Here is a 5,045-nt window from a genome sequence, read left to right as displayed (position 1 = left end):
TACGCCAGAAAAATCGCAATTAATACAACAGCTCCCATTTTTAACACCTCCTTTTACAGACTGGCCCAGTCGATAATGACTTTGCCGGACAAAATCGTGACGTCAAAGCCCTCTGCTTGCAATTGATCAACGGCTTCTTGCGATGGCAGGTCACGATTAATTGACACGGTGGTTTTACCCATCATTGCTGCCGACTGGATTTCCGATTGGATTTTAGTTGCCGCGTAATTTTTTTGCGCCTCACGTACTGCATCTGCTAATCCTGCAAAATTGTTTTGATTATCCATTTCAAATTCCTTCTTTCTAATTTTTTAAAATAATAGATTTACAATTAGCCAAATGACAAAGCTCCAAAACACTACTAAACCAACGATGATAGCTATCAATCCGCAATTAAAACCGTTCAAAAATTTACGCATTATAAAACGCTCCTACTCATTTATGCCTCCGGTGTGCTCCGATTGTTTAATTTTTAAAACTCAACATAAATTTATCTAAATCTCTACGGTCATAGCGGACACAGCCGTCTATCCTGATTTCTGGTAGCTCTTTATTTACCGTCCATTTATCAAAGGTGACCTGTGATACATTTAAATACTTTGCGGCAGTTTTTTTATTCATAAACTGCGGCACGTGCTGGTTACTAGCCTTTTCAAAAGTTGCCTGGGCCAGGTCGATGATTGACTGCTTAATTTCATTCTGCATTTCATCGCTCAGAAATTGGATTTCCATTTGCTCACCTCATCTAACGGTTAACCCGAATACTTGTTAACTCTTTTTCATCTGCTAAATCACTACAAACTTGACTCAGCACATAATCAGCCTGTTCATACGTGAGTGATGGCTGATGATAAAGAGCTTTTTTAACTGATTCCACTCCGTCTACAAACCATTCTTCAGTCTTGTAGTTCCAGCGATCTACCTTTTTATTACTCATTTAGTCGCCCCCTGCAATAATTTATTAATAAAGTATTGTTGACCTTTTCCAGTTACTTTGACGGTTTTTGAGATTGATACGCTGCCGTCAGGGTGATTGATAGTAGTCTCTTTTACCTTAAACAGCCCCATGTCAGCGGATCGCTGCGTCGGCTGATTCCAATCTGTCCCCTTACGATTGATCAGATATCCATTACGCCGTAGCCATGCAAACAAACGATTCTGACCAATATCAATGCCGTTTTGTCTTAACAATTTAGCTAATTCGCCGACCAAAATGGCAGTATGACTAACTGAAACTGCATCAGCAAAAATCGCTTTCGGCTTCATAATCTCAATCTGTTCAGCTTGGTCAGCTGCTAAACGCAGCGCTTCTGGTAAGCTATTCGGAATCGTGAATTTTCCAATTTGTTTTGCTTGTTCTTCCATGCGGATGAAATACTGGCGTGCCTGCTTTCCACGCTCAGTACGCTGAATCATTGACAGCTCTTTAGCCATGCTTAGAGTTAACGCGTGGTTTTCAATATTTTTATAACCACCATTTGCAATAGGACTTTTTTGTCCGAACGTAACAAAGTCTTTGTTCTCGTTAAAACCATACTCGAGCATACGTGGAAACCATTTTCTATAAGGCGTTTCTATATCAAGAAAATCATGAAGATCACGCCCGTCGACCGCAATATTCCCATCGTTGCGATGAAACGTTTTGATTAATGCTGCCATATAAAATTCCCTTCTTTCCGGTTGTTAACTATCATAATTAAGATTTAATGGCTAGTTCTTTTAACTGTTTGTTTTGGCTAAAATGAATGTATTCTAGTGCACGTTTCCATCGCTCCTGATCTTGAGCAGTTGCTGTCAAACCTTTTCCTCTAACCATTTTGCTAACCAGATGAGACATTTGGCTTTCAGATAAATTTAGAAACATACCAACATCAGCTTGACTTAAGCGGGCTCGTGTTAACTCTTCTTTCCATTTCCACTTTTCGTCAGTCATAGTCAAAATCTCCTTTCTATAAAATGGTACATATACTTGTTAAAGTGAGTTGACAAGTATCCAAAAGGGTACTACAATTACATACATAAAGACGCGTTACATAGGGAGTTGTTCAGCTTGTTATTTTTGCTTGGCGGCTTAAAATTGAAGCTGTTTAACTTTATGCATGCTCTTTATCAACTTGGTACGTCTATTATATTAGACCCTTAAGGATACTTTGTCAATAGATTATGTATATTTTAGGATACTAAAATAATAGACTTAATTAGGAGTAATACTTATGACGCTATTTGAGCGCATCAAAACAACTGCAAAAAAAAGAGGATATTCTTTAAGCAAGGTATCGGAAAAAGCTGGCCTGGGTGCTAAAACAATTTATAAATGGAAAAAACAAACGCCCAAAACGGAAACTCTACAAGCTGTTGCAAACGTACTAGGCGTTTCTGTTGACTATTTGCTTGGAAATACTGACAACCCTAACTCTGATAATGCTGGAGACAAAAAAATAGACATTGAAGACGAACATGTAATCATGACTTATCAAGGCAAGCCCATTCCCAAGGAAGACATGGAAATTATTAAGCGCCTTCTGAGAGGAAAATAGTCTATGAATGAAATTATTACTTACTTACTAAATTTAGCCCTAGAAAATCATATTAATATCGAAGCTACCCGTGCACTGTCATGTGAGACCCCTTCTTTAGTGATTGCTGATCAACATAAAATCATTATCAATTTAAACTGGCACAATCAAAAAGAATTGCCATTCCAGATTGCCCACGAAATCAGTCACTTACTCAATCATGACGACGGCGTGCTCTACTACACAGCGTTTTCTTTTAAATCTAAAATTGAAGCCGCTGCTAATTCAACGGCAATTGAACTATTAGCTGACTATTACTGCGATAATTTTGTTGTCAACGACATTAATCCGGTTGAATTTATGGAGGTATTTGGCATCCCGCAGAATCTCGAACATCAGGTAACTAACAAGCTTAATAAAATGTCCGACATATAATCATCCTCTTTGTCCAATCCTGAAGACGTTAAAAGCTGTAAAAATATCTTTTTAGGAGGATGGAGTTTTGGGAACTTTTGTTATGATTGTTTCGCTAATTTTTATATTTGGTGCTTGGTATTATTGGAAAAAGAAACCCAATAAAAAAGCCATGATTGTCTGTATAGTGCTGGCGCTAATATTTGGCGGTCTGTACTCGATGACAGATGACTACAAGCAGGAGCAAGCTCAAGAAGCAGCTGAATCTCGTAAAAACGAATCATCAAAAAAAGCTGAATCCAGCGAAAAAGCCGCTTCAGAAAGCAAACAGGAATCGAAGAAAAAAGCAGAAAGAGCCAGTGCTGCTGCAGAAAAGGAAAGTGCTAAAAAAGTAGTTAAAGAGGTGAAAAACAACGGTATTGCGAATGATGACCAAGTTAAATTGCTCATCAAAAAGTATGCCCCTGATGTGAAAGTAAAGGATATATCCGGCGAATACGGGAATCCAAGGGAAATGTACGTTGACTTAAAGGGACAAGACAATTTCACTGCTAAATTAACCTTGCGCGGTTTTTGGGATGACACGGTAGACATCTGGAAAGCATTCAAAAAGTCTGGCGACGCCGAGAGCTTTAATAAAATTGTCATTACTGTCGACACCAAGCTCGAAGATACTGCCGGCAACGAATCAACTGAACATGCACTACGAACTAGTTTAAGCGGCGAAAAAATACAAAAGCTTAATCTTAAAAACTTTAAAAACAGCAATGTACCTAACTACGCCGATTATTACTGGCAATCTACTGCTTTTCCGGACATAGCAGAGTAACAAAATTACCGGAAAATTTGGATAATAAAATAGCACATCCCTCACCGACCAAAGCTACGGATGTGCTAACTAAACAACCATCTTTACATAGTCATTTTACATACACGATTATAACAATTTAAGGAGGTGGTGCCTAGCCTACTTTCGAAATTCGGTGTGCTCCGATTACGAAAGGAAAGATAAAAATGGCAACCTACAAAAAATACAAGAAAAAGAATGGTCAAACAGCGTGGGAGTTAAGAGCATATCTTGGAATTGATCCGGTTAACGGTCAAGAAATTCGTACTAAAAGAAGAGGGTTTGATACAAAACGTGAAGCACAAGTTTTTGCTAACCAATTAATGGTCGAAATAGCAAAAAAGGGGATTGAACATAATGATGTGAAAACCTATCGTGATATTTATCATGTCTGGCTAGACGCTTATAAACCATCAGTTAAAGAGAGTACGCTATTTAAAACCCTGGGCATTTTTAAACGTTTAATTTTACCGGCTTTTGGTAGACATGATATTAAAAAGATTGACATTTTGTACTGCCAAAAAATTATGAATCGTTGGTCCAAAAAATATTCACGGTCAAAAATGTATATGAATTATGCTGGTCTAATTTTTAAGTATGCTATTAAGCTAGGCGTCCTTGAGAAAAATCCAGTTGAATACGTTACTGTACCTCATGCTAGCGCACGTCCAGAAGACAAATCTTTTAACTTTTATGATAAAAAAGAACTAGCCGAGTTTTTTGATACTCTAAATCAGAGCAACAATGAGCGGGCGAAAACGTTTTTTCGCATTCTCGCTTTTACGGGCATGCGCCGTGGTGAAGCCTTAGCACTTACCTGGCAAGACGTAGATTTTGGAAATAGCACTATTAAGGTCAATAAAACACTTAGCCGTGGTTTAAAAAACCGACTAATCGTGCAGACGCCTAAAACCGTCAACGGCTATCGCACAATTGACGTTGACGATATTACCATACAATTGATTAAGCAATGGCAAATTCAGATTCGAAAAGCTATGTTTAAACTTGGCTATAATATTAAAACTTCCAGTAAACAACTGGTTTTTCCCAACGTGAATAATAGCTTTACCAACCCTAGTCGCCCACGTGTCTGGCTATATAGAGTGTACAAGCAAAACCCACAGTTAAAGCATATTTCAGTCCACGGTTTCCGGCATACCCACGCTTCCCTCTTGTTCGAAGCTGGCGCATCAATTAAAGAGGTGCAAGAACGCCTTGGACACGGTGACATTAAAACCACAATGAATATTTATGCACATGTTACTCAG

General features: G+C 38.4%; 9 protein-coding genes. 4 read left to right on the top strand and 5 right to left on the bottom strand.

Annotated features, from left to right (window positions below; all coding sequences use genetic code 11):
* Positions 1-53: 53 nt before the first annotated feature.
* The 5 genes from FC24_RS11130 to FC24_RS11110 all read right to left on the bottom strand — a co-directional run bounded on the left by FC24_RS11130 (position 54) and on the right by FC24_RS11110 (position 1,933).
* Positions 54-287: a hypothetical protein gene (locus FC24_RS11130; RefSeq protein WP_057874914.1), complete on the bottom strand. Its 234-nt coding sequence runs from the start codon at positions 285-287 to the stop codon at positions 54-56.
* A 178-nt stretch (positions 288-465) separates the two neighbouring features.
* Entirely contained in the window at positions 466-732 is a 267-nt protein-coding gene (locus FC24_RS11125) for a helix-turn-helix domain-containing protein (protein ID WP_057874913.1), read from the bottom strand.
* Positions 733-745: 13 nt separating this feature from the next.
* Entirely contained in the window at positions 746-937 is a 192-nt protein-coding gene (locus FC24_RS11120) for a hypothetical protein (RefSeq protein ID WP_057874912.1), read from the bottom strand.
* Positions 934-1,659 (bottom strand): phage antirepressor KilAC domain-containing protein, encoded by a 726-nt coding sequence (locus FC24_RS11115; protein ID WP_057874911.1) that lies wholly within the window; start codon positions 1,657-1,659, stop codon positions 934-936. The genes FC24_RS11120 and FC24_RS11115 overlap by 4 nt, the downstream gene beginning before the upstream one ends.
* A gap of 37 nt (positions 1,660-1,696) precedes the next feature.
* Positions 1,697-1,933: a hypothetical protein gene (locus tag FC24_RS11110; RefSeq protein WP_057874910.1), complete on the bottom strand. Its 237-nt coding sequence runs from the start codon at positions 1,931-1,933 to the stop codon at positions 1,697-1,699.
* A 280-nt stretch (positions 1,934-2,213) separates the two neighbouring features.
* On the opposite strand from FC24_RS11110, the gene FC24_RS11105 reads away from it, so the two are divergent.
* The 4 genes from FC24_RS11105 to FC24_RS11090 form a co-directional block, all read left to right on the top strand.
* Entirely contained in the window at positions 2,214-2,537 is a 324-nt protein-coding gene (locus tag FC24_RS11105) for a helix-turn-helix domain-containing protein (RefSeq protein ID WP_057874909.1), read from the top strand.
* Positions 2,538-2,540: 3 nt separating this feature from the next.
* Positions 2,541-2,951, top strand: a complete 411-nt coding sequence (locus FC24_RS11100; RefSeq protein ID WP_057874908.1) for an ImmA/IrrE family metallo-endopeptidase — start codon at positions 2,541-2,543, stop codon at positions 2,949-2,951.
* A gap of 67 nt (positions 2,952-3,018) precedes the next feature.
* Complete coding sequence (locus FC24_RS11095; RefSeq protein ID WP_057874907.1) at positions 3,019-3,759, top strand: signal peptidase II; 741 nt, start codon at positions 3,019-3,021, stop codon at positions 3,757-3,759.
* Positions 3,760-3,944: 185 nt separating this feature from the next.
* Positions 3,945-5,045 (top strand): tyrosine-type recombinase/integrase (locus tag FC24_RS11090; protein WP_157059132.1); only part of this gene is annotated, 1,101 nt, incomplete at its 3' end.

The organism is Loigolactobacillus rennini DSM 20253, assembly GCF_001436505.1.
Taxonomy (GTDB): Bacteria; Bacillota; Bacilli; order Lactobacillales; family Lactobacillaceae; genus Loigolactobacillus; species Loigolactobacillus rennini.
Note: the sequence above shows the minus strand (reverse complement) of the source record. Positions and strands in the feature narration are given on the sequence as shown.

Coding starts and splice junctions, on each gene's coding strand:
- FC24_RS11100 (WP_057874908.1), top strand. CDS start 2,541: ATGAATGAAATTATTACTTACTTACTAAATTTAGCCCTAGAAAATCAT.
- FC24_RS11130 (WP_057874914.1), bottom strand. CDS start 287: ATGGATAATCAAAACAATTTTGCAGGATTAGCAGATGCAGTACGTGAG.
- FC24_RS11120 (WP_057874912.1), bottom strand. CDS start 937: ATGAGTAATAAAAAGGTAGATCGCTGGAACTACAAGACTGAAGAATGG.
- FC24_RS11105 (WP_057874909.1), top strand. CDS start 2,214: ATGACGCTATTTGAGCGCATCAAAACAACTGCAAAAAAAAGAGGATAT.
- FC24_RS11125 (WP_057874913.1), bottom strand. CDS start 732: ATGGAAATCCAATTTCTGAGCGATGAAATGCAGAATGAAATTAAGCAG.
- FC24_RS11115 (WP_057874911.1), bottom strand. CDS start 1,659: ATGGCAGCATTAATCAAAACGTTTCATCGCAACGATGGGAATATTGCG.
- FC24_RS11110 (WP_057874910.1), bottom strand. CDS start 1,933: ATGACTGACGAAAAGTGGAAATGGAAAGAAGAGTTAACACGAGCCCGC.